The organism is Streptomyces sp. NPDC091281 (genome assembly GCF_044757425.1).
Classification (GTDB): domain Bacteria; phylum Actinomycetota; class Actinomycetes; order Streptomycetales; family Streptomycetaceae; genus Streptomyces.
This window is the reverse complement of record NZ_JBIVUY010000010.1, coordinates 199,485-225,957: the sequence shown is the minus strand read 5'-3', so window position 1 is coordinate 225,957 and position 26,473 is coordinate 199,485. Positions and strand designations below refer to the sequence as shown.

General features: G+C 73.9%; 21 protein-coding genes and 1 riboswitch. Of the genes, 11 read left to right on the top strand and 10 right to left on the bottom strand.

The window, feature by feature from the left end; genetic code table 11:
* Positions 1-136: 136 nt before the first annotated feature.
* From ACIQPQ_RS25470 to ACIQPQ_RS25455, 4 genes are all read right to left on the bottom strand, one after another.
* Complete coding sequence (locus ACIQPQ_RS25470; RefSeq protein ID WP_401307650.1) at positions 137-817, bottom strand: response regulator; 681 nt, start codon at positions 815-817, stop codon at positions 137-139.
* Entirely contained in the window at positions 814-2,484 is a 1,671-nt protein-coding gene (locus tag ACIQPQ_RS25465; RefSeq protein WP_401307647.1) for an ATP-binding protein, read from the bottom strand. Before ACIQPQ_RS25465 ends, ACIQPQ_RS25470 begins: the two co-directional genes overlap by 4 nt.
* A gap of 82 nt (positions 2,485-2,566) precedes the next feature.
* Positions 2,567-3,541, bottom strand: coding sequence for a sucrase ferredoxin (locus ACIQPQ_RS25460; protein WP_401307644.1), 975 nt, complete (start codon positions 3,539-3,541; stop codon positions 2,567-2,569).
* A gap of 284 nt (positions 3,542-3,825) precedes the next feature.
* A complete protein-coding gene (locus ACIQPQ_RS25455) occupies positions 3,826-5,097 on the bottom strand; it encodes a citrate synthase (protein ID WP_401307641.1) in 1,272 nt (423 codons plus the stop codon).
* Between the two features lie 99 nt (positions 5,098-5,196).
* Here ACIQPQ_RS25455 and ACIQPQ_RS25450 point away from each other — a divergent pair, with 99 nt between their 5' ends.
* Positions 5,197-6,372, top strand: coding sequence for a citrate synthase (locus ACIQPQ_RS25450; protein ID WP_401307639.1), 1,176 nt, complete (start codon positions 5,197-5,199; stop codon positions 6,370-6,372).
* Positions 6,373-6,641: 269 nt separating this feature from the next.
* Here ACIQPQ_RS25450 and ACIQPQ_RS25445 read toward each other — a convergent pair whose 3' ends face one another.
* Both ACIQPQ_RS25445 and ACIQPQ_RS25440 read right to left on the bottom strand, forming a co-directional pair.
* Positions 6,642-6,878 (bottom strand): hypothetical protein, encoded by a 237-nt coding sequence (locus ACIQPQ_RS25445; RefSeq protein ID WP_383771896.1) that lies wholly within the window; start codon positions 6,876-6,878, stop codon positions 6,642-6,644.
* A gap of 190 nt (positions 6,879-7,068) precedes the next feature.
* A complete protein-coding gene (locus tag ACIQPQ_RS25440) occupies positions 7,069-7,611 on the bottom strand; it encodes a DUF6082 family protein (RefSeq protein ID WP_401307635.1) in 543 nt (180 codons plus the stop codon).
* Positions 7,612-7,933: 322 nt separating this feature from the next.
* On the opposite strand from ACIQPQ_RS25440, the gene ACIQPQ_RS25435 reads away from it, so the two are divergent.
* Positions 7,934-9,061, top strand: coding sequence for a CobW family GTP-binding protein (locus tag ACIQPQ_RS25435; RefSeq protein WP_401307632.1), 1,128 nt, complete (start codon positions 7,934-7,936; stop codon positions 9,059-9,061).
* A 69-nt stretch (positions 9,062-9,130) separates the two neighbouring features.
* On the opposite strand, the gene ACIQPQ_RS25430 is transcribed toward ACIQPQ_RS25435, so the two are convergent.
* Positions 9,131-11,587, bottom strand: coding sequence for a DNA topoisomerase (ATP-hydrolyzing) subunit A (locus tag ACIQPQ_RS25430; protein WP_401307629.1), 2,457 nt, complete (start codon positions 11,585-11,587; stop codon positions 9,131-9,133).
* A gap of 383 nt (positions 11,588-11,970) precedes the next feature.
* Here ACIQPQ_RS25430 and ACIQPQ_RS25425 point away from each other — a divergent pair, with 383 nt between their 5' ends.
* The 4 genes from ACIQPQ_RS25425 to ACIQPQ_RS25410 all read left to right on the top strand — a co-directional run bounded on the left by ACIQPQ_RS25425 (position 11,971) and on the right by ACIQPQ_RS25410 (position 16,876).
* On the top strand, positions 11,971-13,341 hold the full coding sequence (locus ACIQPQ_RS25425; protein WP_401307626.1) for a M16 family metallopeptidase: 1,371 nt from the start codon (positions 11,971-11,973) through the stop codon (positions 13,339-13,341).
* A complete protein-coding gene (locus tag ACIQPQ_RS25420; protein ID WP_401307623.1) occupies positions 13,338-14,726 on the top strand; it encodes a M16 family metallopeptidase in 1,389 nt (462 codons plus the stop codon). The genes ACIQPQ_RS25425 and ACIQPQ_RS25420 overlap by 4 nt, the downstream gene beginning before the upstream one ends.
* A 316-nt stretch (positions 14,727-15,042) precedes the next feature.
* A riboswitch (cyclic di-AMP (ydaO/yuaA leader) is annotated at positions 15,043-15,210 on the top strand.
* Between the two features lie 13 nt (positions 15,211-15,223).
* Entirely contained in the window at positions 15,224-15,979 is a 756-nt protein-coding gene (locus ACIQPQ_RS25415; RefSeq protein WP_401307620.1) for a M23 family metallopeptidase, read from the top strand.
* A 204-nt stretch (positions 15,980-16,183) separates the two neighbouring features.
* Entirely contained in the window at positions 16,184-16,876 is a 693-nt protein-coding gene (locus ACIQPQ_RS25410) for a GntR family transcriptional regulator (RefSeq protein ID WP_383771799.1), read from the top strand.
* Between the two features lie 344 nt (positions 16,877-17,220).
* On the opposite strand, the gene ACIQPQ_RS25405 is transcribed toward ACIQPQ_RS25410, so the two are convergent.
* Complete coding sequence (locus ACIQPQ_RS25405) at positions 17,221-17,502, bottom strand: HPr family phosphocarrier protein (protein ID WP_252103506.1); 282 nt, start codon at positions 17,500-17,502, stop codon at positions 17,221-17,223.
* 190 nt (positions 17,503-17,692) lie between these two features.
* Between ACIQPQ_RS25405 and ACIQPQ_RS25400 the strand changes: the two genes are divergently transcribed.
* From ACIQPQ_RS25400 to ACIQPQ_RS25380, 5 genes are all read left to right on the top strand, one after another.
* Complete coding sequence (locus ACIQPQ_RS25400) at positions 17,693-20,578, top strand: GNAT family N-acetyltransferase (RefSeq protein ID WP_401307616.1); 2,886 nt, start codon at positions 17,693-17,695, stop codon at positions 20,576-20,578.
* A gap of 196 nt (positions 20,579-20,774) precedes the next feature.
* Positions 20,775-21,371, top strand: coding sequence for a DUF5998 family protein (locus ACIQPQ_RS25395; protein ID WP_383771805.1), 597 nt, complete (start codon positions 20,775-20,777; stop codon positions 21,369-21,371).
* Complete coding sequence (locus tag ACIQPQ_RS25390) at positions 21,371-22,561, top strand: alkaline phosphatase family protein (protein WP_401307613.1); 1,191 nt, start codon at positions 21,371-21,373, stop codon at positions 22,559-22,561. Before ACIQPQ_RS25395 ends, ACIQPQ_RS25390 begins: the two co-directional genes overlap by 1 nt.
* A gap of 68 nt (positions 22,562-22,629) precedes the next feature.
* Positions 22,630-23,280 (top strand): thymidine kinase, encoded by a 651-nt coding sequence (locus tag ACIQPQ_RS25385; protein ID WP_401307610.1) that lies wholly within the window; start codon positions 22,630-22,632, stop codon positions 23,278-23,280.
* Positions 23,281-23,375: 95 nt separating this feature from the next.
* Positions 23,376-23,867, top strand: a complete 492-nt coding sequence (locus tag ACIQPQ_RS25380; RefSeq protein WP_401307607.1) for a GNAT family N-acetyltransferase — start codon at positions 23,376-23,378, stop codon at positions 23,865-23,867.
* Positions 23,868-23,876: 9 nt separating this feature from the next.
* On the opposite strand, the gene ACIQPQ_RS25375 is transcribed toward ACIQPQ_RS25380, so the two are convergent.
* Positions 23,877-25,079, bottom strand: a complete 1,203-nt coding sequence (locus ACIQPQ_RS25375) for an LLM class flavin-dependent oxidoreductase (protein WP_401307924.1) — start codon at positions 25,077-25,079, stop codon at positions 23,877-23,879.
* Positions 25,073-26,413, bottom strand: coding sequence for an NtaA/DmoA family FMN-dependent monooxygenase (locus ACIQPQ_RS25370; protein ID WP_401307604.1), 1,341 nt, complete (start codon positions 26,411-26,413; stop codon positions 25,073-25,075). Before ACIQPQ_RS25370 ends, ACIQPQ_RS25375 begins: the two co-directional genes overlap by 7 nt.
* Positions 26,414-26,473 lie beyond the last annotated feature (60 nt).

Below are 26,473 nucleotides of genomic sequence, written 5' to 3'. Positions count from 1 at the left end.
GCTGTGCGGGGCCGGTGCCGCGCGCCAGGTCCGGTCGCGTGTACGGGGGAGCGGGGAGCGGATCGAGCCGTTCCGGGATGGCGTACGTACTGCCGGGGGAGGGCGCGGTCCTTCCCCCGCCCTACGGGCCGTGTCCTCAGGCGCGGGTCGCCCACGCGTAGCGGTGTTCCGGGCGGCCCGCGTCGCCGTACTTCAGCGTCAGTGTGGCCCGCCCGGTGCGTTCCAGGAGCTTCAGATAGCGCTGCGCGGTCTGGCGGCTCACGCCGGTGCGGTCGGCGATCTCCTGGGCGGACAGGGGCTGTTCGGCGTTCATCAGGGAGCGGCGCACGAGTTCCGCCGTGGTGGGGGAGTGGCCCTTGGGCAGTCCGGGCTCCGAGGGCGCGGACAGGGCGCCGAAGATCCGGTCGACGTCCGCCTGCTCGGCCTCGCCCCCGCCGTCCAGCGTGCGGCGCAGCGTCGCGTACGCCTCCAGCTTGCCGCGCAGACCCGCGAAGTTGAACGGCTTGACCAGGTACTGGAGCGCGCCCTGGCGCATCGCCGCCTGCACCGTCGAGACGTCGCGCGCGGCCGTCACCATGATCACGTCGGCCTGGTGGCCGCGGCGGCGCATCTCCTGGACGACCTCCAGGCCGGTCCCGTCGGGCAGGTAGTGGTCGAGCAGCACCAGGTCGATCCGGGTCGGCGGTTCCAGGCGGGCGAGCGCGTCGGCCGCGCTGTGCGCCTGCGCGACGACGTGGAACCCCGGCACCTTCTCGACGTAGGCCGCGTTGACCTTGGCCACTCTGACGTCGTCGTCCACGACGAGGACCTCGATCATCGCTGCTCCTCCCCGGCGGTGCCCGGCGCGGGTGCGGTCAGGGCCGGTCGCGGCCCGGTCTCCGGCAGCGCCTCGGGCAGGACGACGGTGAACTCGGCGCCCCCGCCCCGCGCCTCGGTGACGGTGGCGCTGCCGCCCTGCCGCTCGGCGAGCCTGCGCACCAGGGAGAGGCCGATGCCGCGCTTGCCGTGGGCCGGCGGTGTCTTGGTGGACCAGCCCTCGGTGAAGATCGTTTCACGTTGCGCGGCCGGAACGCCGGGGCCGGTGTCCCGCACCCGCAGGACGACCGTACGGCCCTCGGCGCGGATCTCGACCTCCACGCGCGCGTGCGGACGTCCGGCGGACGCGTCCAGGGCGTTGTCCACGAGATTGCCGACGACGGTCACCAGTCCGCGGGGATCGACCAGCCGGTCGGGCAGCCGACTGCGGTCCGACACGCCCAGGGCCACCCCCCGCTCCGCCGCGACAGTCGCCTTGCCGACCAGGAGGGCCGCCAGCAGCGGGTCACCGATCTTCTCCGCCACCTGCTCGGACGTGGCCCGGTGGTCGCCGACCACCTCGCCCACGAACTCCACGGCGTCCTCGTACATCTCCAGTTCCAGCAGTCCGAGGACCGTGTGCATACGGTTGGCGTGCTCGTGGTCCTGGGCGCGCAGCGCGTCGATCAGGCCGCGGGTGGAGTCGAGCTCCCGGCCGAGCTGCTCCAGCTCGGTGCGGTCCCGCAGGGTGGCCACCGCGCCCCCGTCGTCGGTCGGCATCCGGTTGACGACCAGGACACGCCGCCCCCGGACGGCGATCAGGTCGGTGCCCGTCACCCGGCCCGCCAGGACGTCCGCCGTACGGCCCTCGCCGAGCGCCTCGTCGGGCGTGCGGCCCACGGTCTCCTCGCCGAGGCCCAGGAGACGCTGCGCCTCGTCGTTGAGCAGGCGCACCCGCCCGCGCCGGTCCAGGGCGACCACGCCCTCCCGGATGCCGTGCAGCATCGCCTCGCGCTCCGCGAGCAACCCCGAGATGTCGGAGAAGGCCAGGTCACGGGTCTGCCGCTGGACCCGCCGCGAGATCAGCCAGGCGGCGAGCGCGCCGACCGCGAGCGCGCCGCCCGCGTAGGCGAACAGGCCGGGGATGGCGTGGATCAGCCGCGCGCGCACGCTGTCGTACTCGATGCCCACCGACACCGCCCCGATGATCGTGCCGTCGGTGTCGCGCAGGGGCACCTTGCCGCGCGCGGAGCGGCCCAGGGTGCCGTCGTCGATCTCCATGACCTCACGGCCCGCCAGAGCGCGGCTAGGGTCCGTCGAGACATGGCGGCCGATCGAGCCGGGGTCGGTGTGGGACCAGCGCACCCCCCGCAGGTCCATGACCACCACGTACTCGGCGCCGCTCGCCGCCCGGATGCGCTCCGCCTCCCGCTGCACAGGCCCGTCGACCGTCGGCGCGGTGCTCCGCAGGTCGTCGGCGATCTGCGGGACGGCCGCCGTGGTCTGCGCGATGGCGAGCGCGCGCCGCATCGCCTGGTCGTCCAGCTGGTCGCTCAGCGGGGCGAGGAACAGTCCGGTGGCGAGCACCACGACGCCCGCGGCGATCGCCAGCTGCATCAGCAGGATCTGCGAGAACGCGCGCCGGGGCAGGCCGAGGCGCAGGCGGCGGGCGGGGGGCGTGGGGCTCATACCCACGAAGGTACGTGGACGGGCCCGCCGAGCCGTAGAGGTGTGTGGCGTGGATCTCTTGATCAACCTTGATCGGTGCGGATCAGCCCGCGAGGGCCGCCGGGGTGAGGGGTGCCGCCAGTGCGGGCGCCGCGGGCGTCAGCTCGTCGACCGCCACGACCTCCATGCGGGCGGGCGTGCCGAGGACGGCCGCCCCGCAGCTTTCCGGGCGGGGCGGCAGCGCGGCGGTCTGGGCCACGGTCACCCGCCAGTGCCGTCCGTCGACGTGCGCGACGGTCACCTCCCAGCCCTGCGCCGTCCCGCGCGTGTGCACGACGGAGAGAGTCTCGGCGGTGTCCTCGCCGGTCGCCGCGCGCACGGCCAGTTCGGCCGCCTGGCCGGGCCGGTCCCAGGCGGAGTTCCCCCGGCACCGGTCGATCACGATCCGCCCCTCCTGCGCGCCGTGGAGGACTTCCTTGACGGTGTGGGCGGCGGCCCGGCCATAGGCGTAGCCGTACGGCAGGACGAGCAGGGTCGGGGAGAAGCGGTGACCGCCCAGATGGGTGACCTCCCAGACGCCCGCCACGTCCGACGCGGCCAGTTCGGCGGCGAGCGGGCGTCCGAGGACGGCGCAGCAGCGGTCCCGCTTGCCGTTGGTGCACACGAGCGCCAAGGGGTCGCCGGTGTGGGCGCGGCCGTCGAGGACGGTGTCGAACGACCGGTGGTCGCCCCGGCCGAGCGCCGCGAAGTCCAGGCCGAGCAGCCGGTGCGGTTCGTGGGTGGTCGCGCCGCGCATCCACACCCGCCCGGGGACGGTGTGGGCGGCGTAGACCCGGCGCAGCGGCGGGGTGCCGAAGTCGGCGTGGCGGCCGGGGCGCCGGATGAGCACGACGCGTACGCCGGTGCCTTGTGCCGCGGCCTCCAGGGCGCGTCCCAGCACGGGGTCCAGATGGCTGGAGGTGAGCGCCTTGGCGCCCCAGGGGCCGGGCTGTTCCAGCAGCAGCCAGGTCGTTGCCGTGGCCGCGGTCCCGGACATGGGCTCGTCGAGGTCCCGCGAGACGGTCGTGCACGTACTCACGGAGGTGAGCCTAACCTGACTTGACAGGTGGTGAGTTGCTGTGGGGCACGTGTCCGGCGTTCACGTGTGCGGGCCCGTGCGGGAGGTGCGTGCGGCCCGCGGATGTCGTGCCTGATCAGGGGGGTCCGGTCGACGCGCTGTGATCAGGCGGGTACGGCGACGAGGTGTCGGGCGGTTTTCCAGGCCGCCTGCCGAACGGCCTTCCAGGGCGGCGGCCGACCTGTTTCTCCAGGGCGACGTGCGGGCGGTCGGTGCTCCGGGGCGACGGGCGGTCGGTCGGTCCCCTAGGGCAGCGGGCGGGGTGGGCGGGGGCCGACGTAGTGGCCGCTGGGGCGCATGCGCAGGGGGCGCTCGCCGTACTCCTCCTGGGCGTGCGCGATCCAGCCGGCCGTTCTGGCGATCGCGAAGACGGTCTCGCTCGCCGAGGGCTCCATCCCGCAGGACGCCGTGAGCACGGCCAGCGCGAGGTCGACGTTGGCGTGCAGCGGGGCGTGCCGGGCGGCCGTCCGTTCGACGTCGCGGGCCGCCGCCAGGGCCGGTGCCGCGGCGGGGACGTCCGCCAGCAGCGCGAACAGGGCCCGCGCGCGAGGGTCCTCCCCCCGGTAGAGGCGGTGCCCCAGGCCCGGGACGCGGCGGCCCGCGCGCAGCTCCTCCGCGATCACGGGGCCCGCCGAGCCCCGGTCGAGCACGTCGAGGAGCAGCCGGTGGACGAGGCCTCCGGCGGCGCCGTGCAGATGCCCCTCGACGACGCCGAGCCCGGCCGACACGGCCGCGTACGGGTGCGCGCGGGCACTGGCCGCGACCCGCACGGCGAGGGTGGACGCCGCGAGGTCGTGGTCGACGAGCAGGGCGAGCGCGGCGTCCAGGACGTGCACGGGGGACTCGGCGGCGGGCCGCCAGCTGAGCCGCCCCCAGAGGCGCTGCGCCAGGGAGGCGCCGTCCCGGTGGGTGGGCACCTTGGGCGGCAGCGCGGCGACGAGGGTCGGGATGAGGGTGCGCGCGGTGCCGAGCACGGCGTCCTCGGACAGGTCGAAGCGGAGCGGGTCGGTGACCGCGCAGGCGATCGTGGCGACGCGCAGCCGGTCGGCGGGGCCGGTGTGCTCGGGGAGCGCGCCGACCGCGCGCCGGGCGGCCTCGACGGACGCGCGCGGCGCGTCGAAGGCGACGCCCGCCCGCATCCGCCCCGTCCACAGCCACTCCGCGACCTCCTCGTAGGAGTGCCGGGCCGCCAGTTCCACGGCGTCGACCCCGCGGAAGTAGAACCGGTCGTCCTCGATGAGCGTGACGCCGGTGCGGACGGCCGGTGCGGCCCCCCGGTCCTCGGCGCCGCCAACGCCACCGCCCGTGTGGCTCTCCCGCCGGTTGCTGCGGGCCAGTGCCTCGATCTCGTCGGCGTCGAAGGTGCTGCCCCGGGTGCCGGGCACCCGGCGGCTGCTGAGCCGCCCGCGGCTCACGTACGCGTACACCGTCTCGGGCTTCACGCCGAGGAGGTCGGCGGCCTGCCGGGTGCTGAGCCGGCGTCCTGAGGCGTCGGGGCCGGGTTCCTGATCGAGCATGGGATCACCGTATCCAGAAGCTGCATGCATTGATTGCATCAATATATTGACGTCATTCCCTCAATCATGGACAGTCGAATCAAGTTCTAGGAGGGAATCATGTCCGTCAACAAGGCCGAGGCCACCCGCTCCGAGGTGCCCCGCGGGCTCGCGGGCGTCGTCGTCGCCGACACCCGGGTCGGCGACGTCCGGGGGCGCGAGGGCTTCTACCACTACCGGCAGTACTCCGCGGTCGATCTCGCGCGCGGCCGCTCCTTCGAGGACGTCTGGCACCTCCTCGTCCACGGCGACCTCCCGGACGCCCGCCGCTCCGCCGACTTCGCCGCCCGGACCGCGGCCCTGCGCCGCCTGCCCGGCGAGGTCGCGGCGGCCCTCCCGGCCGTCGCCGCGGCGGGCGCACGGGCCGCGACCGGCCCCGACCCCCTCGCGGGCCTGCGCACGGGCCTCTCCCTGCTGGGCGCGGCGCGGGGCTTCCGCCCGGTCTACGACACCGACCCGGAACAGCGCCTCTCGGACACCCTGGTCGCCGCCGCGGCCGTCCCCACCCTGCTCACCGCGCTGTACCGACTGGGCCGGGGACTCACCCCCGTCGAGCCCCGCGAGGACCTCTCCTACGCCGCGAACTACCTCTACATGCTGACGGGCGACGAGCCGGAACCGCGCCGGGCGCGGGCCGTCGAGCAGTATCTGATCTCGACCATTGATCACGGCTTCAACGCGTCAACGTTCACCGCCCGGGTCATCACCTCGACGGGTGCCGACGTGGCCGCCGCCCTGGTCGGCGCGGTCGGCGCCCTGTCCGGGCCGCTGCACGGCGGCGCGCCCAGCCGGGCTCTCGACACCCTCGACGCGATCGGCACCCCCGACCGCGTCGACCCGTGGATTCGCGCACGCGTCCTGGCGGGCGAGCGCATCATGGGCTTCGGCCACGCCGTGTACCGCACCGAGGACCCGCGCTCGCGCATGCTCCGCGAGATCGCCCAGGAGTTCGGCGGGCCGCGCGTCACGTTCGCGGTGGAGGTCGAGCGGCAGGTCGAGGCGATCCTCGCGGAGCTGAAGCCCGGCCGGGAACTGCACGCCAACGTCGAGTTCTACGCCGGTGTCGTCATGGAACTGTGCGGTGTGCCGCGGGAGATGTTCACCCCGACGTTCGCGGCGGCCAGGGTCGTCGGCTGGAGCGCGAACATCCTGGAGCAGGCGGAGGACAAGAAGATCATCCGGCCCGCGGCGCGCTATGTCGGCCCGGAGGCACCGGAGCCGGTCGCGGCGGCCTGAGGAGGCCGCGAGAACAGCGGTTCAGGAAGTCCAGATTCAGGAAGTCCAGAGGCCACGGCAGGACGGTCCGGGCGGCTTCGGTCCGGTCCCGGACACGCGTGCGGCCTGGTGCCGTTCCGGCGCCAGGCCTCATCGGTGGGGACCGAGCAGGGACGGGGTGCCGCGCTGCTCGCCGGGTGGTCCGGCCCGCCCACAGGTCGTGCGCGGCCGGAGACGCGGGGGAGGGGGTCCTCGGTCGGACCCGGGCTCGTGCGGGGGACTGCGCGGGATCAGGCGTCGGGGATGTCTGCCTTGGCGCGGATCAGGGTCTCGCGGCTGACCACGACGATGCGTTCGTAGTCCGCGCGCGACGCGTCCGCGGGCAGTTCGCCGTCCAGTGCCTCGGTCGCCTCGGTGCCGACGACGGCGAAGTTGCCGTCACTGAGTTCGAACACATCCGGGCAGTTCGCGCCGGAGTTGCTGCCTCGGGCACTCGGGGGCACACCGATGCGGCGCACGATCTTCAAGGGGTTACCGGTCCTTACACGGGTGGTGTACACAGAGGGCAGAACCGTATGGGAAACGTGATGCGCGCGGGCCCGGTTGGGCGAAAGTGACATCGCGCGTGTCGTCGGCGCCGGTCCGGCGCCGGACGGTCTTCGCGCCGGGGCCGGTACGCGGTCCGACGGCGGACGGCGTGCTCGCCGCGGCCCGTGCTCAGTCCGACGGCGGATGCCCCACCACCCACCACGCGTCCGTGTCGGCCTCGTCCAGATCGTTGACGAGGCCGTCGATCATCCGGCCGATGCCCGCCTCCTCCGAGGACTCCCGGATCGTCGACCGCTGGGTGCGCGAGGCCTCCCAGTACTCCCGGAAGAGCGGGCTCTGGAAGAACTCCCGCAGGTACGTGTACAGCTCCTCGCGGTCCAGGATGCCCGCCAGATACAGGTGGTAGAGGTGCGTGTACCAGGCGTTGGCGTAGAAGAACTGCCGCCGCTTCTGCGCGGGGATGGACTGGTCGTAGGTGTCGATCACGGCGGCGAGGGACGGGTCGTCGATGGCCCTGGCCAGCAGTTCCCAGTGCATGCGCTGCTGGTGGGCCAGCGCCTTGCGGCGGTCCGCCAGCTCCTCGATCTCCAGGCGTCTCTCCTGGAGAAGCGCCTCCCGCCGGTGCCGCAGCTGCGCGGCCAGGGCCGTCGCGGCGGTGGCGAGCAGCAGCCCGGCCACGGCCCTCCCCGCCCTGTCCTTCTTAGTGTTCATGTCAACCCCCGGATCGGGCGTCCGTCAGCCGGTCGCCGGAGTGCGGGACGGACGGCGGGGGCCGGCGGGCGGTGGGCGGCGCTTGCCGACTCCCAGGGTGCCGAGCGGCTCTGATCGGCGGGGGAGGCGGAGGGGAGGCGCACGGAGGGAAGCGAGGGTCGCACACCACGGCGCCTGACCGACGTCTGCCCCGGCGAGGCGGTTGACAATCGTTCACTCCGCGGTGATTCCCACCGGCTCGTATCCTGGCTGAGCATTCCGTTTCCGACCCGTGCGCCGGACCGTGAGCCGGTGTACGCGCAGGTGCCAGAGAGGTCGCACGTTGACGCAGAGCCGCAGTCCGCAGCAGATCCCGGTCGTCGTCCTCGCCGGATTCCTCGGGTCCGGCAAGACGACGCTCCTCAACCATCTGCTGCACCACAGCGGCGGCAGCCGGATCGGCGCGATCGTGAACGACTTCGGCGCCATCGAGATCGACGCCATGGCCGTGGCCGGCGCCCTCGGCGACTCCACCGTCTCCCTCGGCAACGGCTGCCTCTGCTGCGCCGTCGACGCCGGTGAACTCGACGTCTACCTCGAACGTCTCGCCCGGCCCTCCACCGGCATCGACGTCGTCGTCATCGAGGCGAGCGGCCTGGCCGAGCCGCAGGAACTGGTGCGGATGGTGCTCGCCAGCGAGCATCCGGGCATCGTCTACGGCGGTCTCGTCGAGGTCGTCGACGCCGCCGAGTTCGACGCGACCCGCGCCCGGCACCCCGAGATCGACCGGCATCTCGCCCTGGCCGACCTGGTGGTCGTCAACAAGGTGGACCGGGTGCCCGACGCCGACCGCGTCCTCGCCCTCGTCCGCTCCCTCACCGACCGCGCGGCCGTCGTCCCCGCGCACCACGCCCGTGTCGACCCCGAGTTCTTCTTCGACTGCCGGCCGAGCGAGGAACGGATGGGCCAGCTGTCCTTCGACGACCTCCACCTGCACGACGAGGGCGAGGAGAGTGACGGCACCGGCACCGGCGGGGGCCACGACGGCGGTCCGGGGCACGCGGGTCACCTGCACGCCGCGTACGACAGCCTGTCGTTCGTCAGTGACACCCCGATGGACCCGCGCCGTCTCATGGCGTTCCTCGACAGCCGCCCCGAGGGCCTCTACCGCGTCAAGGGGTACGTCGACTTCGGGCCGAACGACCCCGGCAACCGTTACGCCGTGCACGCCGTCGGCCGCTTCCTGCGCTTCTACCCGGAGCCCTGGGAGCCCGGCCGTCCGCGCCGCACCGAACTCGTCCTCATCGGCGCGGGCGTCGACATCGCCGCGCTGGGACCGCGGTTGACGGCGTGCGAGAGCGACGCCCCGCACGCCGACGAGCACAGCATGTGGGGCGTCCTGCGGTACGTCCAGGACCCCGAGGAGACGCCCCCGGCTGAGCCCGCCGGGGCCGTCTCCGACCCGTACTAGGTCACCCCGTACCAGGTCACGTCACGCGGCGCGGCCCCGCGCCGGACGGCTCCGGGCGGGCCGGGCCGGTCAGACCGGTCCGGCGACCACCGACACCGTCTTGGCCAGGGACACCCCGGAGCCGTCGCGGCGCGGGTCGATCTCCGGCAGCTCCGCCGGGGTGCCGTTCTTCTGCGCGGCCTTCGGCGGCGTCGGACCCGCCCAGCCCAGGGACAGGCAGTCCTCGCCCTTGAGGAACCGCTGGCAGCGCACCCCGCCGGTGGCGCGGCCCTTGCGCGGGTACTGGTCGAACGGGGTCAGCTTGGCGGTGGTCTGCACCGAGTCGTCGAGCGTGCCGCGGGAGCCCGCGACCGTGAACACCACCGCGTCCACCGCGGGGTCCACGGCCGTGAAGGAGATCACCTTCGCGCCCTCGGTCAGCTTGATCCCCGCCATGCCGCCCGCCGGGCGGCCCTGCGGACGGACCTGCGCCGCCTGGTAGCGCAGGAGTTGGGCGTCGTCCGTGATGAAGACCAGGTCCTCCTCGCCGGTGCGCAGCTCGACCGCGCCGACGATGCGGTCGCCCTCCTTGAGGGTGATGACCTCCAACTCGTCCTTGTTGGTCGGGTAGTCGGGCACCACCCGCTTGACGACGCCCTGTTCGGTGCCGAGCGCGAGACCGGGCGAGGACTCGTCGAGCGTGGTCAGACACACCACCGTCTCGGCGCCCTCCAGGGACACGAACTCCGTCAGCGGCGCGCCGCCCGACAGGTTCGGCGTCGACAGGGTGTCCGGGAGCTGCGGCAGGTCGATGACGTTGATCCGCAGCAGGCGCCCGGTCGAGGTGACCGCGCCGATCTCGCCGCGCGCGGTCGCCGGGACCGCCGAGACGACCACGTCGTGCCGGGTCCGCCGGGCGTCCTCCTCGTCCGTGAAGGGCTCGGCGTTCGCCGTGCGGGCCAGCAGGCCCGTCGAGGAGAGCATCACCCGGCACGGGTCGTCGGCGACCTGCAACGGCACGGCGGTGGCCTGGGTGCCCGCCGACTCCAGCAGGACCGTCCGCCGCTCGGTGCCGAACTTCTTCGCCACCGACGCCAGTTCGGCCGAGACGAGCTTGCGCAGCTCCGCGTCCGACTCCAGGATGCGGGTCAGCTCGGCGATCTCCTGGCTGAGCCGCTCCTTCTCCGCCTCCAGCTCGATCCGGTCGAACCGGGTCAACCGCCGCAGCGGCGTGTCGAGGATGTACTGCGTCTGGATCTCCGACAGCGAGAAGCGCTCCATCAGGCGCTCCTTGGCCTGCGCGCTGTTGTCGCTGGAGCGGATCAGCCGGATCACCTCGTCGATGTCGACGAGCGCGGTGAGCAGACCCTCCACCAGGTGCAGCCGGTCGCGGCGCTTGCCGCGGCGGAACTCGCTGCGCCGCCGGACGACCTCGAAGCGGTGGTCGAGGTACACCTCCAGCAGTTCCTTGAGGCCGAGCGTCAGCGGCTGGCCGTCCACCAGCGCCACGTTGTTGATGCCGAAGGACTCCTCCATCGGCGTCAGCTTGTAGAGCTGCTCCAGGACCGCTTCCGGCACGAAGCCGTTCTTGATCTCGATGACCAGGCGCAGGCCGTGCGCGCGGTCGGTGAGGTCCTTGACGTCGGCGATGCCCTGGATCTTCTTCGAGCCGACCAGGTCCTTGATCTTGGCGATGACCTTCTCGGGGCCGACGGTGAAGGGCAGTTCGGTGACGACCAGGCCCTTGCGGCGGGCCGTGACCGTGTCCACCGTCACCGTGGCGCGGATCTTGAAGGTGCCGCGGCCCGACTCGTACGCGTCGCGGATGCCCGAGAGGCCCACGATCCGGCCGCCGGTGGGCAGGTCGGGACCCGGGACGTACCGCATCAGGGTGTCCAGGTCCGCGTTCGGATGGCGGATCAGGTGGCGCGCGGCGGCGACGACCTCGCCGAGGTTGTGCGGCGGCATGTTGGTGGCCATGCCGACCGCGATCCCCGACGAGCCGTTGACCAGCAGGTTCGGGAAGGCGGCGGGCAGGGCGACCGGTTCGCGCTCCTGGCCGTCGTAGTTGGGCGTGAAGTCGACCGTGTCCTCGTCGATCGACTCGGTCATCAGGCTGGTGGCCTCGGCCTGACGGCACTCCGTGTACCGCATGGCGGCGGGCGGGTCGTCGTTGCCGAGCGAGCCGAAGTTGCCGTGGCCGTCGACCAGCGGGACGCGCATCGAGAACGGCTGCGCCATGCGGACGAGCGCGTCGTAGATCGACGCGTCGCCGTGCGGGTGCAGCTTGCCCATGACCTCGCCGACGACACGGGCGCACTTGACGTACCCCCGGTCGGGGCGCAGGCCCATCTCGTTCATCTGGTAGACGATGCGGCGGTGGACCGGCTTGAGGCCGTCGCGGGCGTCCGGCAGGGCGCGGGAGTAGATGACCGAGTACGCGTACTCGAGGAAGGAGCCCTGCATCTCGTCGACGACGTCGATGTCGAGGATGCGCTCCTCGTACGAGTCGTCGGGCGGCGGGGTCTTCGTGCTGCGGCGGGCCATCGCTGCCGGCTCCTCCTGTTTTCTGGTCTCTCGCCGAGGCGTGTGACGGGATCTGACGCGGACCATTGTGGACCGCGGCACTGACAGCGCGGCCCAGGACCCCGGGTGTCGGTGTCCGCCCGGCCGGGGGAGTTCCACGTCGCGGGGTGTCCGAAGCTGTCCGGGGCTGTGCGCGGCTGTCCGTTGCTGTCTGTGCCCGGCCGGGGCCGGCCGACGTCGGCCGACCACCGTCCACGGCTGCCCGCAGGCTACGCGATCTCGCTCTCGGCGTACGGACGGCGGGAACTCCGCCGCCGCTCCGCGCGCTTGCATACAGTGGCAGGACCGGCAGGAAAACCGCGGTTTGCACGACCGCGCCCGCGATCGGAAGGACGTACATGCCCATGGGTCACACGGCCACAGACCAGGCAGGCACCGGGGGCCTGACAGCGACCGAGCACCGCCTGGCCAACGGGCTGCGCGTGGTGCTCTCGGAGGACCACCTGACCCCCGTCGCGGCGGTGTGCCTCTGGTACGACGTCGGCTCGCGCCACGAGGTCAAGGGCCGTACGGGCCTGGCTCACCTCTTCGAGCACCTGATGTTCCAGGGCTCGGGCCAGGTCAAGGGCAACGGCCACTTCGAGCTGGTGCAGGGCGCGGGCGGCTCGCTCAACGGCACCACCAGCTTCGAGCGCACCAACTACTTCGAGACCATGCCCGCCCACCAGCTGGAGCTCGCCCTCTGGCTGGAGGCCGACCGCATGGGCTCCCTGCTGGCCGCCCTGGACGACGAGTCCATGGAGAACCAGCGCGACGTCGTCAAGAACGAGCGCCGCCAGCGCTACGACAACGTCCCCTACGGCACCGCCTTCGAGAAGCTCACCGCGCTCTCCTACCCGGAGGGCCACCCCTACCACCACACGCCGATCGGCTCCATGGCCGACCTGGACGCGGCGACCCTGGAGGACGCGCGCGCGTTCTTCCGGACGTACTACGCGCCCAACAACGCCGTCCTGTCGGTCGTCGGCGACATCGACCCCGAGCGGACGCTCGCCTGGGTCGAGAAGTACTTCGGCTCCATCCCCGCCCACGACGGCAAGCCCACCCCCCGCGACGGCTCCCTGCCCGACGTCATCGGCGAGGAACTGCGCGAGGTCGTCGAGGAGGAGGTTCCGGCGCGCGCCCTGATGGCCGCCTACCGTCTCCCGGAGGACGGCACGCGCGCGTGCGACGCCGTCGACCTGGCGCTCACCGTCCTCGGCGGCGGCGAGTCCTCCCGCCTGTACAACCGCCTGGTCCGCCGCGACCGTACGGCGGTGGCGGCCGGGTTCGGTCTGCTGCGCCTGGCGGGCGCGCCCTCCCTGGGCTGGCTGGACGTCAAGACGTCCGGCGACGTCGAGGTGCCGGTCATCGAGACCGCCATCGACGAGGAGCTGGCCCGCTTCGCCGAGGAGGGCCCGACCGCCGAGGAGATGGAGCGCGCGCAGGCCCAGTTGGAGCGCGAGTGGCTGGACCGCCTCGGCACGGTCGCCGGACGCGCCGACGAACTCTGCCGCTACGCCGTCCTGTTCGGCGACCCGCAGCTCGCCCTGACCGCCGTCGGGCGCGTGCTGGAGGTCACCGCGGACGAGGTCCGGGAGATCGCCGCCGCCCGGCTGCGCCCCGACAACCGCGCCGTGCTCGTCTACGAGCCCACCGAGGCCGCCGACACGACCGGTGACGCCGAGGCCGACACCACCGCCGACGAGGACCAGAACGAGGAGGCGGCCCAGTGAGCGAGCTGACCGCGATGGACTTCCACCCGCAGCCGCAGCCCGGCGACGCCCGGCCCTGGGCGTTCCCGGCCCCCGAGCGCGGCACGCTCGGCAACGGCCTCACCGTGCTGCGCTGCCACCGCCCCGGCCAGCAGGTCGTCGCCGTCGAGGTCAACCTGGACGCGCCCCTGGACGCCGAACCGGCCGGACTCGACGGCATCGCCACGATCATGGCGCGCGCTCTCTCGGAGGGCACCGACAAGCACTCCGCGGAGGAGTTCGCCGCCGAGCTGGAGCGCTGCGGCGCCACCCTCGACGCGCACGCCGACCACCCCGGCGTACGGCTCAGCCTGGAGGTGCCGGTCTCCCGGCTCGCCAAGGCGCTCGGCCTGGTCGCCGACGCCCTGCGCGCGCCCGCGTTCGACGACGGCGAGATCGAACGCCTGGTGCGCAACCGCCTGGACGAGATCCCGCACGAGCTGGCCAACCCGGGCCGGCGCGCCGCCAAGGAACTCTCCCGGCAGCTGTTCCCGGCCACCGCGCGCATGTCGCGTCCGCGGCAGGGCACCGCAGAGACGGTCGACAAGATCGACTCCGCCGCCGTGCGCGCGTTCTACGAGAAGCACGTCCGGCCCGCCACGGCCACCGCCGTCGTCGTCGGCGACCTCACCGGTGTCGACCTCGACGCGCTGCTCGGCGAGACCCTGGGCGCCTGGACGGGCTCCTCGGCGCAGCCGCGCCCGGTGCCGCCGGTGACCGCCGACGACACCGGACGGGTCGTCATCGTGGACCGGCCCGGCGCCGTCCAGACCCAGTTGCTCATCGGCCGCGTCGGCGCCGACCGGCACGCGCGCGTGTGGCCCGCCCAGGTCCTCGGCACGTACTGCCTCGGCGGCACCCTCACCTCCCGCCTGGACCGCGTCCTGCGTGAGGAGAAGGGCTACACGTACGGCGTGCGCGCCTTCGGGCAGGTCCTGCGGTCCGCGCCGGACGGGTCGGGCGCCGCGATGCTCGCCATCAGCGGCTCCGTGGACACCCCCAACACCGGTCCCGCGCTGGACGATCTGTGGAAGGTGCTGCGCACCCTCGCCGAGGGCGGGCTGACCGACGCCGAGCGCGACGTGGCCGTGCAGAACCTCGTCGGTGTGGCCCCGCTGAAGTTCGAGACGGCCGCCGCCGTCGCGGGCACGCTCGCCGACCAGGTCGAGCAGCACCTGCCGGACGACTACCAGGCGACGCTCTACCGTCAACTCGCCGAGACCGGCACCGTGGAGGCGACCGCCGCGGTCGTCAACGCCTTCCCGGTCGACCGCCTGGTCACGGTGCTCGTCGGTGACGCCGCGCAGATCAAGGCGCCCGTCGAGGCGCTCGGCATCGGCGACGTGACGGTCGTCTCCGCCGAGTGACCGAGTGACCGAGCGGCGTCGCCCGCGCGTGGCGCCCGCGTGCCACGCGCGCGTCGCCCGCTCGTCGCCGCACGACGCGTGTGCGACCTGGGCCCCGGAAGGCGTATCAGCCTCCCGGGGCCCGAGGTTCGGCCGACCGCGTTCCCTCGGCCCGCCACTCACTCCCCTCCCGTCGGCATGCCCGATTTGCGGGGGAGGCGGCCCCTCTGGCCTGTGTCATGCGCTACAAAGGCCCCCTCCCGTTTGGGAATCGAAGGCGTGGGTGTCTAGGTTCGTCCGGGCTGTCCGTCAGGCAGTGCGCCGCGCCCGCGGCACCGGACAGTCATCGCCGAGTCCCCGTACGGCGCGAGCCAGGGGAGCCGGGGACCCAACGAAGGCAGTCCCTGGGGTGAATCGGGTGCCCGCGCGCAGGCGAGGGGGCCCGTAGGAGACCTTCCTGCTCCGAACCCGTCAGCTAACCCGGTAGGCGAGAGGGAAGGAAAGGACCGCTCACCTCCATGGCGTTCATCTGCGCCTCCGGGAAGCACCGGCGACCCGGCCGCACGCAGCGCACCACCGCCCGCGTGGCGGGTGTCGCGGCGCTCACCACCACCGGCGTCCTCGCCACCGTCGCCTCCGCGCCGGCCCACGCCGCCGAGGCGCCCGCCGAACGGACCGGGCTCACCCCCGTCGTCATCGTCGGCGAGACCGTCGCCGCGCGCGTCGACGACCAGGCCGCCGTCCAGTCGCAGGCCGCGGAGCGGGAGGCCGAGCGCAAGGAGGCCGCCGCGCAGGCCGCGGCCAAGGTCAAGGCGGAGCGGGAGGCCAGGGCGCGCGCCGCCCGCGAGGCCGAGCGCAAGCGTCTCAACACCTTCGTGGCGCCGATCAGCGGCTCCTACGTCTCCACCGGGTACCGCTCCGGCGGCTCCCTGTGGTCCTCCGGCAGCCACACCGGGATCGACTTCCACGCCGCGACCGGCACCCCCGTGCACGCGGTGGGCGGCGGCACCGTCGTGGAGGCGGGCTGGGGCGGCGCGTACGGCAACCAGGTCGTCCTGCGGATGCACGACGGGACGTACACCCAGTACGGGCACCTGTCCTCCGTGGCCGTCTCGGTGGGACAGCGGGTCCTCCCCGGGCAGCGCATCGCGCTCTCCGGCGCCACCGGCAACGTCACCGGACCGCATCTGCACTTCGAGGCCCGCAGCGGCCAGGAGTACGGCACCGACCTCGACCCCGTCGGCTACCTCCGGCAGCACGGCGTACGCGTCTGACGGCGGACGCGTCCGACAGCGGACGGCGACAGGACGTCCAGCCCCGGCCCCCGCGGCCGGGGCTTTCGCCGTTTTCGGCCCCGTGTCGGCCAAAAAATATCCCTGGATTCCCGGCTGCCATCGGAAATTCCCGCACGTTGCAATAGAGTCACGGAACACACGTCAATCGTCGACGTTTCACGGGGATTACCGCGGAGGTCGGTCATGCGAATTCCGGCACATTCGGTGTGCACGGCCATCCGGGACGACATCGTCGCGGGTGTCTACGAGCGCGGCGGCCGCCTCACCGAGGAACTCCTCGCGCGCCGCTACGGTGTCTCGCGCGTCCCCGTCCGCGAGGCCCTGCGCACGCTGGAGGCCGAGGGCTTCGTGGTCACCCGGCGCCACGCGGGCGCGTGCGTGGCCGAACCGACCGAGCAGGAGGCCGCCGACCTCCTGGAGATGCGGATGCTGCTGGAGCCGCTCGGCGCCGCGCGGGCCGCCCAGCGGCGCACCGAGGCCCACCTCAAGGTGCTGCGCGGACTCGTCCGGCTGGGCCAGGAGCGGGCCAGGAGGGGCAACAGCGAGGACCTGCGCTCCCTGGGCGGCTGGTTCCACGAGACGCTGGCCCAGGCATCCGGCAGCCAGTCCCTGACCGCCACGCTGACCCAGCTGCGCCACAAGATCTCCTGGATGTACGCGGTGGAGGCGCCCGCCGACCCGCTGGAGTCCTGGACCGAGCACGGGGCGATCGTGGACGCGGTGGCGCGCGGCGACCACGAGCGCGCGCGGGCGGTCACGGCGCTGCACACCGAGCGCGCGACGTCCGCGCACCGGCTGCGCTTCGCGCGGGGGGACCGCCCGGACCGTGTGAGGACTTCGCAACATGCCGTAAACATGTCCGGTCCGCGCCATTAACACGAGGGCCGTATACAAAGGGCAGTCAATTGTGCGGACCCTGCGTCAGGTGCCCGCAAAGCGGTGTCGTCCCGTGAATGCGTGGACGATCGGAAGTCGGTGAGAAACCGATCAGAAACAGACGGCGCGTGAATTCCGCTGCCCGTCGTCCGGCGCGCCCGCGTATTCCGGCGGAGCGCGCTTTTCGTCTGCCGTACCGCCTTTCGCATGGCCTCTTTCCGGCCTGCCTTCTCTCGGGCCCAACGTCTCCCTTGCCCGCCCTTTCGCGGGCGCGGGTGGAAACGACGAGGCCGCGCCACCCCCGGACGGGGTGACGCGGCCCGCGGGTGCGGTGAGCGCGGGGCTCAGACCGTCTCGGGCAGCTCCTCCAGGCCCTCGGCGACCAGCTTGGCCAGCCGGTCCAGGGCCGCGTCGGCGCCCTCGGCGTCGGAGGCGAGGACGATCTCCTCGCCGCCCTGGGCGCCCAGGCCGAGGACGGCCAGCATGGAGGCCGCGTTGACGGGACTGCCGTCCGCCTTGGCGATGGTGACCGGGACGCCGGTGGCCGTGGTGGCCCGGACGAAGATGGAGGCGGGGCGGGCGTGGAGACCCTCGGCCCAGCCGACGTTGACGCGGCGCTCAGCCATGTGATGCTGCCCTTCAGGTGTCTCAGGTTGTCTAGACCAGTGTTCCACACGCGGAGCGCCGACGGGACGCCGGACGCCCCGGCGATCCCCGCGCGCGCCGCACACGGCCCCACGCCCCCCTCGGCGCGGACCCGCGCCCGCCCCACACTGCCTCGCGCCGTTGTCGTACGCGAGCCGTACGCTGGGCCCCATGCAGAGCGCGTCGGACCGGCACGAGTACCCCGCCCACTGGGAAGCCGACGTGGTGCTGCGCGACGGCGGCACCGCGCGCGTCCGCCCGATCACCGTCGACGACGCGGACCGCCTGGTCAGCTTCTACGAGCAGGTGTCCGACGAGTCGAAGTACTACCGCTTCTTCGCGCCCTACCCCCGCCTCTCCGCCAAGGACGTCCGCCGCTTCACCCACCACGACTTCGTCGACCGCGTCGGACTCGCGGCCACCGTCGGCGGCGAGTTCATCGCGACCGTGCGCTACGACCGCATCGGCGGCGACGGCATGCCCGCCTCGGCCCCCGCCGACGAGGCCGAGGTCGCCTTCCTCGTCCAGGACGCCCACCAGGGCCGGGGCGTCGCCTCCGCGCTCCTGGAGCACATCGCGGCCGTCGCGCGCGAGCGCGGCATCCGCCGGTTCGCCGCCGAGGTGCTTCCCGCCAACAACAAGATGATCAAGGTGTTCACCGACGCCGGGTACACCCAGAAGCGCAGCTTCGAGGACGGTGTCGTCCGCCTGGAGTTCGACCTCGAACCCACCGAGCGCTCGATGGCCGTGCAGCGCGCGCGGGAGCAGCGCGCCGAGGCCCACTCCGTACGGCGCCTGCTCGCCCCCGGTTCCGTCGCCGTCGTCGGCGTCGGCCGCGCCCCCGGCGGTGTCGGCCGCAGCGTCCTCGGCAACCTCCGCGAGGCGGGCTTCGCCGGGAGCCTCTACGCCGTCAACAAGGCGTTCCCGGCGGACCTGAAGGACGTCGACGGGGTGCCCGCCCTCCGGTCCGTGCGCGACATCGACGGCCCCGTGGACCTCGCCGTCCTGGCCGTCCCCGCGGAGCGCGTGCCGGACGTCGTCACCGAGTGCGGCGAGCACGGCGTCCAGGGCCTCGTCGTCCTCGCCGCCGGATACGCCGAGAGCGGCCCCGAGGGACGGCACCGCCAGCGTGAACTCGTGCGGCGCGCGCGGGCGTACGGCATGCGGATCATCGGCCCCAACGCCTTCGGCGTCATCAACACCGCCCCCGGCGTCCGCCTCAACGCCTCGCTCGCCCCCGAGATGCCCCGCCCCGGACGGATCGGCCTGTTCACCCAGTCCGGCGCGATCGGCGTCGCCCTGCTGTCCCGGCTGCACCGGCGCGGCGGCGGCGTCACCGGCGTGACCGGCGTGTCGACCTTCGTCTCGTCCGGCAACCGGGCCGACGTCTCCGGCAACGACGTCGTGCAGTACTGGTACGACGACCCCGACACCGACGTCGCCCTCATGTACCTGGAGACCATCGGCAACGCGCGCAAGTTCACCCGCCTCGCGCGGCGCACGGCGGCGGCGAAGCCCCTGGTGGTCGTCCAGGGCGCCGGATCGGCCCCCCAGGGGCACGCCGTCCAGGCCACCCGCCTGCCGCACGCCACCGTGTCGGCGCTGCTGCGGCAGGCCGGGGTGATCCGCGTCGACACCGTCACGGAACTGGTCGACGCCGGTCTCCTCCTCGCCCGCCAGCCGCTGCCGCGCGGCCCGCGCGTCGCCATCCTCGGCAACTCCGAGTCCCTCGGCCTGCTCACCTACGACGCCTGCCTCTCCGAGGGCCTGCGCCCGCTGCCCCCGCTGGACCTCACCACCGAGGCGTCGGCCGAGGACTTCCACGCGGCCCTCACGCGCGCCCTCGCCGACGAGACGTCCGACACGGTCGTCGTCACCGCCATCCCCGCGATCGGCGAGGCCTCCCCGACCGACGCCGAGCTGGCCCAGGCGCTGCGCACGGCCGTCGCCGCGCGCCCCGCCAAGCCCGTCCTCGTGGTCCACGTCGAACTGGGCGGCCTCGCCGAGGCGCTCTCCGCCGCGACGAGCACCGCGCCCCGCGCGCGCCCCGCCGCCCCGCCGCCCGCCGCGGGCACCGCCTCCGACCCCGCACCGGCTTCCGCCGCCCAGGCCCCCGAGGCCCCTGCCTCATCCGAAGCCCCGGAGGCCCCCGCGACCGCCGAAGCGTCCGCGTCCCCCGAAGCCCCCGACGGCACCCACCTCATCCCGGCCTATCCCGCCGCCGAACGCGCCGCGCGCGCCCTCGCCGAAGCCGTCGGCTACGCGCAGTGGCGCCGCGACGCCGCCGACCCCGGCAAGGTGCCCGAGTTCGAGGACATCGACGAGAAGGGCGCCGCCGACCTGATCGGCGGCCTCCTCGCGCGCGGCCAGGGCCTCACGCTCGGCACCGACGCGACCCGCGACCTCCTCGGCCGCTACGGCGTCACCGTCCGCGCCGCGTGCCCCGCGCCGACCCCCGACCACGCCGCGCGCGCCGCCCGCGACCTCGGCTACCCGGTCGCCCTCAAGGCGACCGCCCCCCACCTGCGCCACCGCGCCGACCTGGGCGGCGTCCGGCTCGACCTCGCCGACGAGGAGCAACTGCGGCGCGCGTACGCCGAACTGGCCGACCTGTTCGGCACCGCGCACGAGGTGCGTCCGGTCGTCCAGGCGATGGCGCCGCGCGGCGTGGACACCGTGGTGCGCGCGGTGGTCGATCCGGCGGCCGGGGCCGTGCTGTCCTTCGGGCTCGCCGGAGCCGCCTCCCAACTGCTCGGCGACATGGCCCACCGCCTGGTCCCGGTCACCGACCGCGAGGCCGCCTCCGTGATCCGCTCGGTCCGCACCGCGCCCCTGCTGTTCGGCTGGCGCGGCTCGACGCCCGTCGACACCCCGGCCCTGGAGGAGCTGCTGCTGCGGATCTCCCGCCTGGTCGACGACCACCCCGAGGTCGCCGCGGTCACCCTGGAGCCGGTCGTCGTCGCCCCGCACGGCCTGACCGTCCTCGGCGCCTCCGTCCGGCTCGCCCCGCCGCCCGCCCGCGACGACCTGGGCCCCCGCACCCTGCCCGCCTACTGACCCCTGCCCGCCTACCGACCCCCGCCGCCGCGGCCCCCGGCCGCACACCGCTCCGGCCGGACCGCGCCCGCCGCGGGCCCCCGGCCCCCGGACCCCCGCCCGCCGCGGGCCCCCGGCCCCCGGACCCCCGCCCGCCGCGGTCCGCGCGAGAGCAGCCTGTGTGACGGGTCCCTCGCAGTCAGCGGGTCCCCGTAGGATGGACGTCATGGCCAAGACCAGTACGACGACCCAGGGGCTGCGAGCGGCGATCGAGCGCAGTGGCTACTACCCGGCCCTCGTGGCCGAGGCGGTGGAGGCCGCCGTGGGCGGCGAGCCCGTCCGGTCGTACCTGGTCCACCAGGAGACCACCTTCGACCAGAACGAGGTCCGGCGGCACGTCACCGTGCTGGTCCTCACCGACAACCGCTTCATCGTCAGCCACACCGACGAGCAGGCCGCCGACACCACCTCGCCGACGCCGTACGCCACCACCTCCACCGAGTCCGTGAAGATCGGCCGTATCTCCTCGGTCGTGGTGAGCCGCATGGTCGCCAACCCGGAGTCGTACACGCCGGGCACGCTGCCCCGTGAGGTCGTGCTGACCATCGGCTGGGGCGCCGTCTCCCGCATCGACCTGGAGCCCGCCGCCTGCGGCGACCCCAACTGCGACGCCGACCACGGCTACACGGGCAACTCCACGGCCGACGACCTCAGTCTGCGCGTCAGCGAGGCCGGCGACGGACCGGAGACCGTGCGGCAGGCCCTCGCCTTCGCCCAGGCGCTCTCCGAGGCGACCGCGGACCCGGCGCACTGATGGTCCAGCCCGCCGCCTGGGACCACCCGGAGCCCCTCGCCGTCTCCTCCGCCCCCGTCCCCGCCTACGGATCGGGCTCCCTCGCCGACCTGCTGCCCACCCTGGCCGCCGGTCTCGGCGTGCCCGGCACGACCGCGGCGCTCCCCGAGCTGACCCCCGCCGACCGCAACTGCGTCTTCCTCGTCGACGGCCTCGGCTGGGAGCAGATCAAGGCCCACCCCGACGAGGCGCCCTACCTGCACTCCCTCCTCGGCACCTCCCGCGGCGGCACCGGCCGCCCGCTCACCGCCGGATACCCGGCGACCACCGCGACCTCCCTCGCCTCCGTCGGCACCGGCCTCCCGCCCGGCGCGCACGGCCTGCCCGGGTACACGGTGCGCGACCCCGCGACCGGCGCGCTGATGAACCAGCTCCGCTGGCAGCCGTGGACCCGCCCCGACCAGTGGCAGCCCTACCCGACCGTCTTCGAACTGGCCCATGCCGCCGGGGTGCACGCCGCGCAGGTCTCCGCGCCCGCCTTCCAGAACACCCCGCTGACCAAGGTCGCGCTCAGCGGCGGCACCTTCCACGGCCGCCTCACCGGCGAGGACCGCATGGACGTGGCCGCCGAGCAGCTCGCCGCGGGCGACCGCTCCCTGGTCTACACGTACTACGCCGAACTCGACGGCGCGGGCCACCGCTACGGCGTCGCCTCCGACACCTGGCGCGGCCAGCTCATGTACGTCGACCGGCTCGTCCAGCGCCTCGCCGAGCAGCTTCCGCCGCGCAGCGCGCTCTACGTCACCGCCGACCACGGCATGATCGACGTGCCCTTCGACGAGGACCACCGCATCGACTTCGACGCGGACTGGGAGCTGAGCGCCGGGGTCGCCCTCCTCGGCGGCGAGGGCCGCGCCCGCCACGTGTACGCGGTGCCGGGCGCCCAGGACGACGTCCTGACGTGCTGGCGCGAGGTCCTCGGCGAGCAGTTCTGGGTGGCCTCGCGGGACGAGGCGATCGCCGCGGGCTGGTTCGGCCCGCACATCGACGACCGGGTGTACGCCCGCCTCGGCGACGTCGTCGCCGCCGCCCGCGACGACGTCCTGCTCATCGCCTCCGACCGGGAGCCCAAGGAGTCCGCGATGGTCGGCAACCACGGCTCCATGACCCCCGCCGAGCAGTTCGTCCCCCTGCTCGAAGTACGCTCCTGAACCGCTCCCTCCGCCGACCACGCCGCACCCCCACCGCGCCCCCTCCGCCGAAAGGTCCTCACCTCCCCATGCCCGAGCTGGTGTTCTTCTCCGGAACGATGGACTGCGGGAAGTCGACCCTGGCGCTCCAGATCGGGCACAACCGCTCGGCGCGGGGGCTCCAGGGCGTGATCTTCACGCGGGACGACCGGGCGGGCGAGGGGAAGCTGTCCTCCCGGCTCGGTCTGGTCGCCGAGGCCGTCGAGGCGGCCGAGGGCATGGACGTGTACGGCTACCTCGTCGACCAGCTCTCCAAGGGCGGCAAGGCCGACTACGTCATCGTCGACGAGGCGCAGTTCCTCGCGCCCGCGCAGATCGACCAGTTGGCGCGGATCGTCGACGACCTCGGGCTCGACGTCTTCGCCTTCGGCATCACCACCGACTTCCGCACCCGCCTCTTCCCCGGCTCGCAGCGGCTCATCGAGCTGGCCGACCGGATAGAGGCCCTCCAGGTCGAGGCCCTGTGCTGGTGCGGCGCCCGCGCCACCCACAACGCCCGCACGGTGGACGGCGAGATGGTCGTCGAGGGCGCCCAGGTCGTCGTCGGCGACGTCAACCGCCCGACGGAGGAGATCGGTTACGAGGTCCTGTGCCGCCGCCACCACCTGCGCCGCCTGACGGCCGCAGCCGCCCGCGCGGGCGCCCTCTCCCCGGACGTCCTGCCGGTCACCCCGGCCTGACGGCGGAGGTCCCGGCCCCGCCGCCGGACCGAGCCGCGTGCCCCGTACGCCAAACCGGGCCACGCGCGCGTCGCGCACCCCGTTACCCTCGGCGCATGATCGAGATCAGGACGGCCGGGCCGGACGACGCGGGCGCGCTGGGGGAGGTGCACGCCGCCGGGTGGGAGGCGGCGTACGCGCCCTTCTTCGCGGCGGAGTTCGCGGCGCGCGAGGTGCGCGACCGGCGGACGCGGTGGCACGCGCGCGTCGGCCGCGACCTTCTGCTGCTCGCCTCCCTCGACGGGCGCCCGCTCGCCCTGTCCTGGGCCGGACCCTCCACCACCCGCGCGGGGGAGGCGGAGGTGTACGGCTTCTACGGGCATCCCGACGGCTGGGGCAGCGGCATCGCCACCGCCCTCATGACGCGGACCCTCGACCTGCTCCGCGCCGACGGCCACCCCCGCGTCCACCTGTGGACCCTGCGGGACACCCCGCGCTCGCGCCGCTTCTACGAGAAGAGCGGCTTCGCCCTCACCGGCGAGACGCGCCCCCACGACTTCGGGGACGGCCGCCCGCTCGTCCAGGTCGCCTACGCGCGGGAGTGCTGACCCGTACCGTCACCGCGTGGCGTAGCGGCTCGCCGGGCGGGCCAGACCGAGGTGACCGCGGAGGGTGTCCGCCGTGTACGCGGTGCGGAACACGCCCCGGCGTCGCAGCTCCGGGACCAGGGCGCCGGTGATCGCGTCCAGGTCGTGCGGCAGGGCGGCCGGGCGGAGCCGGAAGCCGTCGAAGCCGGTCGTCCGCCAGTCGAGCAGCAGGTCGGCCAGGTCCGCCGGGGTGCCGGTGAAGACGTGCGCGTCGGAGGCGAGCGGGGCTCCGGCCAGGTCGTCGAGGCGTTCCTTGCGCGCGCGGGCCGCGGCGGCGCTGTCGTCGAGGACGACGAGCACGTCGGCGAAGCGCCGCAGCGGACGGTCCGCCAGATCGCGGCCGGTGACCTCGACGGCCGCGTCCAGCTCCCGGTGGATGCCGCGCGCGTGCTCCGTGTCCCGCGGGGTGACGAACACGACGTCGGAGGCGCGGGCGGCGAACTCGTAGGGCACCGAGGCGTGCGCCAGGCTCGCCACCACCGGCTGCCCCTGCGGCGACCGGGGGGTGATGGACGGGCCCCGGACGCTGAAGTGCGGGCCCTCGAAGTCGATGTGGTGGAGCCGGTCGCGGTCGATGAAGCGGCCCGTCGCCGCGTCGCGTATCTCGGCGTCGTCCTCCCAGCTGTCCCACAGCCGCCGCGCCACCTCGACCACGTCCACGGCCTCGTCGAACAGGGGCCGCAGCCGCGCGGCGATGCTCTCCCCGCCGGTCACGTCCTCGTCGGTGAGCTGCGGCGTGGTCCTTCGGCCGAAGTGCAGGGCGTCGGCGGCGCGCGAGGCGATCTGCGGGCGCCAGCCGGCCCGGCCGCGCGCCGCGTGGTCGAGGGTCGCGATGGAGACCGCGACGTGGAACGGCTCGGTGTGGGTGACGTTGGCCGTCGGGACCAGCCCGATCCGCTCGGTCACCGGCGCCAGCCGCGCCGCGAGCAGCACCGCGTCGAAGCTGCCCCGGACCTGGTCGGTGCGGTCGTCGGGCCGGTGCAGCACCGCGGACTGCTGCCCGAGGGCGTCCTCCAGGGTGACGAAGTCGAGCAGCCCCTCCTCCGCGCGGGTCACCAGGTCCGTCCAGTAGCGGGCGGAGAACAGCTCCGCCGGGCGCGCGTCGGGGGCCCGCCAGGCCGCCGGATGCCAGCCCGCGCCGTCCAGGGCGACGGCCAGATGCAGGGTCACGATGCCTTCCCTTCGCGCACGGGGGAGCCGAGGCCCAGGTGGCCGCGGAGCGTCGCCCCGTCGTAGTCCGGACGGAAGACGCCCTTCTCCTGGAGCAGCGGGACCACCCGGTCCACGAAGTCGTCCAGGCCGTCGGGCGTCAGCAGCGGCACGAGGACGAAGCCGTCCGCGCCGCGCGACTGCACGAAGTGGTCGACGGCGTCCGCGACCGTGCGCGGGCTGCCCACGAAGGTCTGGCCGCCGTGCACCTCGATCATCAGCTCACGGATCGTCAGGTCCTTCTCCGCGGCGAGCGCGCGCCACTTGCGCGCCGTCTCTTCCCGGCCCTTGCGGAACACCGAGTGCCCCTTCAGCAGCAGCGCCTCCGGCTCGGGGTCGACGTCCGGGAGCGGCCCGTCGGGGTCGTAGGCGGACAGGTCCCGGCCCCACACCCCCTCCAGGTGGGCGATCGCGGTCTGCGGGCTCACCTGGGCGCGGGTGATCTCGTCGGCGTAGGCGCGCGCCTCCGCGTCGGTGTCGGCGACCACCGCGGTCGCCGTGGGCAGGATCTTCACGTCGTCCTCGGTCCGGCCGTACGCCGCCAGCCGGGACTTCACGTCCCGGTAGAAGGCGCGGGCCTCGTCGAGGCGGTTGTACTTGCTGAACACGACCTCCGCGTCCGAGGCCGCGAAGTCCCGCCCCGCGTCCGACTCCCCGGCCTGGATGATCACCGGGTGGCCCTGCGGGGAGCGCGGTGTGGTGAAGCGGCCCTCGATGTCGAAGTGCCGTCCCCGGTGCGCGAACCGGCCCGCGCCCTCGCGCACGAACCGGCCCGACGAGGCGTCCGCGAGCACGTCGCCGTCGGCCCAGCTGTCCCACAACGCGCGCGCGGTGCGCAGGAACTCGGCGGCCCGGCCGTAGCGGTCGGCCTCGTCGAGGAAGGCGCCCCGGCGGAAGTTCTCCCCGGTGAACGCGTCGTAGCTGGTGACGATGTTCCAGGCGGCCCGTCCGCCGCTGAGCGCGTCCAGGGTGGCGAGCTTGCGGGCGACCTCGTACGGCTCGTTGAAGGTGGCGTTGACGGTTCCGGCGAGGCCCAGCCGTTCGGTGACACCGGCCAGCGCCGCGAGCACGGTCAGGTTGTCCGGGCGGCCCGTCACGTCGAGGTCGTAGATCGCGCCCTTGTGCTCGCGCAGCCGCAGGCCCTCGGCGAGGAAGAAGAAGTCGAACCGGCCGCGCTCGATGGTCCGGGCGAGCCGGATGAAGGAGTCGATGGCGATCTGGCTCTCGGACCGGGGGTCGGTCCACACGGTCACGTTGTGGATCGCCGGTAACTGCGCCGCGAGATGCACCTGTCTCATGCGTCTGCTCCTTCGGGAACGCCAAGGCCGCACAGAGGTACGGCGATGATCAGAGGCTGC

Bases quoted from the DNA above. Each gene is read 5' to 3' on its own strand.
- ACIQPQ_RS25470 (WP_401307650.1), bottom strand. From the start codon at position 817: ATGATCGAGGTCCTCGTCGTGGACGACGACGTCAGAGTGGCCAAGGTC.
- ACIQPQ_RS25465 (WP_401307647.1), bottom strand. From the start codon at position 2,484: ATGAGCCCCACGCCCCCCGCCCGCCGCCTGCGCCTCGGCCTGCCCCGG.
- ACIQPQ_RS25455 (WP_401307641.1), bottom strand. From the start codon at position 5,097: ATGCTCGATCAGGAACCCGGCCCCGACGCCTCAGGACGCCGGCTCAGC.
- ACIQPQ_RS25450 (WP_401307639.1), top strand. From the start codon at position 5,197: ATGTCCGTCAACAAGGCCGAGGCCACCCGCTCCGAGGTGCCCCGCGGG.
- ACIQPQ_RS25440 (WP_401307635.1), bottom strand. From the start codon at position 7,611: ATGAACACTAAGAAGGACAGGGCGGGGAGGGCCGTGGCCGGGCTGCTG.
- ACIQPQ_RS25430 (WP_401307629.1), bottom strand. From the start codon at position 11,587: ATGGCCCGCCGCAGCACGAAGACCCCGCCGCCCGACGACTCGTACGAG.
- ACIQPQ_RS25425 (WP_401307626.1), top strand. From the start codon at position 11,971: ATGGGTCACACGGCCACAGACCAGGCAGGCACCGGGGGCCTGACAGCG.
- ACIQPQ_RS25415 (WP_401307620.1), top strand. From the start codon at position 15,224: ATGGCGTTCATCTGCGCCTCCGGGAAGCACCGGCGACCCGGCCGCACG.
- ACIQPQ_RS25410 (WP_383771799.1), top strand. From the start codon at position 16,184: ATGCGAATTCCGGCACATTCGGTGTGCACGGCCATCCGGGACGACATC.
- ACIQPQ_RS25405 (WP_252103506.1), bottom strand. From the start codon at position 17,502: ATGGCTGAGCGCCGCGTCAACGTCGGCTGGGCCGAGGGTCTCCACGCC.
- ACIQPQ_RS25400 (WP_401307616.1), top strand. From the start codon at position 17,693: ATGCAGAGCGCGTCGGACCGGCACGAGTACCCCGCCCACTGGGAAGCC.
- ACIQPQ_RS25395 (WP_383771805.1), top strand. From the start codon at position 20,775: ATGGACGTCATGGCCAAGACCAGTACGACGACCCAGGGGCTGCGAGCG.
- ACIQPQ_RS25390 (WP_401307613.1), top strand. From the start codon at position 21,371: ATGGTCCAGCCCGCCGCCTGGGACCACCCGGAGCCCCTCGCCGTCTCC.
- ACIQPQ_RS25385 (WP_401307610.1), top strand. From the start codon at position 22,630: ATGCCCGAGCTGGTGTTCTTCTCCGGAACGATGGACTGCGGGAAGTCG.
- ACIQPQ_RS25380 (WP_401307607.1), top strand. From the start codon at position 23,376: ATGATCGAGATCAGGACGGCCGGGCCGGACGACGCGGGCGCGCTGGGG.
- ACIQPQ_RS25370 (WP_401307604.1), bottom strand. From the start codon at position 26,413: ATGAGACAGGTGCATCTCGCGGCGCAGTTACCGGCGATCCACAACGTG.